This window comes from Oleidesulfovibrio alaskensis DSM 16109, assembly GCF_000482745.1.
In the GTDB taxonomy this organism is placed as follows: domain Bacteria; phylum Desulfobacterota; class Desulfovibrionia; order Desulfovibrionales; family Desulfovibrionaceae; genus Oleidesulfovibrio; species Oleidesulfovibrio alaskensis.
The window spans coordinates 1-1,355 of the sequence record NZ_AXWQ01000029.1 but is presented as its reverse complement, the minus strand read 5'-3'; the positions used below and the strand labels follow the sequence as shown (position 1 = coordinate 1,355).

The 1,355-nt window shown below is 55.6% G+C and carries 2 protein-coding genes; both read right to left on the bottom strand.

All coding sequences use genetic code 11. The features are described from left to right. A partial coding sequence (locus H586_RS0111885; protein WP_027182151.1) for an AAA family ATPase occupies window positions 1-665 on the bottom strand: 665 nt, incomplete at its 3' end. Window positions 666-674: 9 nt separating this feature from the next. Then, window positions 675-1,355 (bottom strand): Mu transposase C-terminal domain-containing protein (locus H586_RS19135; RefSeq protein ID WP_034619264.1); only part of this gene is annotated, 681 nt, incomplete at its 5' end.

The following is a 1,355-nucleotide window of genomic DNA, read 5'->3' as shown; positions in this document are numbered from 1 at the left end:
GCCACAAGTTCTGTGTTTATCTGTTGTATTCCGTGTGTCTTGGCCGTTAATTCGAGTTGGTGGATAAAGCTCCACACAAGACGGAAGTCGCCGTCAGCAAGGCGAACAATTTGTGAGCAGGCTTCCGGAGCAATATCCAGCCCGGCAGCTTCATCCCCCAAAATAGCGACGTCTTCCTCCGCAACAGGGCCAAACTCCACAACCTGCTTCACACGGCTCCAGATTCTCCGGCGGGTGCTGAGCAAACCGCGCAATTCCTGTTCGCCGATGAGCACCACTGTGGAACTTGTCAGGTCAAAGACGTCACGCAGGTCTTCTACGCGATCGACGTGCAGGCGGTCCGCCTCATCAACGAATAGTGTCTGCGGCATGCTATCCAGCGCCTCAATAATCTTAGCCTTGCAGGTTGCTGAAGACCGGGGGCGCAGGCCGCAGACTTGAAAACACAACTCCTGTAAAAAAGCGCACTGCGACCAGCCCTGCATGACCCGGAGAAAGATACCGCCGTTCATGGCGTGGTAATGACGCGCAGTTTCAGTTTTGCCCCGTCCGGCCTGCCCGAAAACAAGCGCGAAGCCCGGCTCACCGGAGAAGTCTTCCAGCGCTCTTACCTTCTGGCGGAAATCCATCACGTTGCGGGTTTCTATGAATACGTCTCGCCTCATGCCTGCTCCTTATGCGGTTGCCGGGTTGGCCCTGTTGCGGGCGTAATACTTGCGAAGCCGTTCATAGCGATGAGCGGCGTCTCTTTGAAAATCTTCAGTGCGTTCAATGGACTCCATCCATTCCTGATCAGACTCACGGAGGGTGAGACCATCTCGGACGGATACGTTGAAAAGGTATTCATACTTGTCCAGTTCGTTCACGATGTCGGGTTTTTGTGCTGGCGGAATATAGGTTGGAGCTGATTCCCGCTTGGTTTGCGCCTGCCGTTTGGCAGCCTCAATGCTGGTAATCTTGGATTGGGGCAATGTGCCCGTGGAAACGGCTTTGGGTTCGACCTGCTCTTCCTGCAGTGCACGCATGCGGTTGCGCTGGTCTGTCAGCGCGGCCTCAAGTACCCCCCGGGCTACCGATGAGGCTTCACGCTCCTGCAGTTTTTTCAGGCTGAGGGCTTCGCGCAAATCTGCGCTATGCTGTTCTGTACCCAGCAGGTCGGCGGCGGGATGAATACCCCGTACCTTGTGAGCTTCGCAGATGAAGTGCTTCCCGTCTTCGCTGTAGACCAGCAGGGAAGAAAGATCGCCGATATCGTAACGTACCTGCACAGCATGTGTGCGGCTGTAGAGTTCCGGCGCGTAATACCGTTCCCCAAAGATGCGGATGCCTTCGCGAGAAAGTTTGCGGACTTCTTT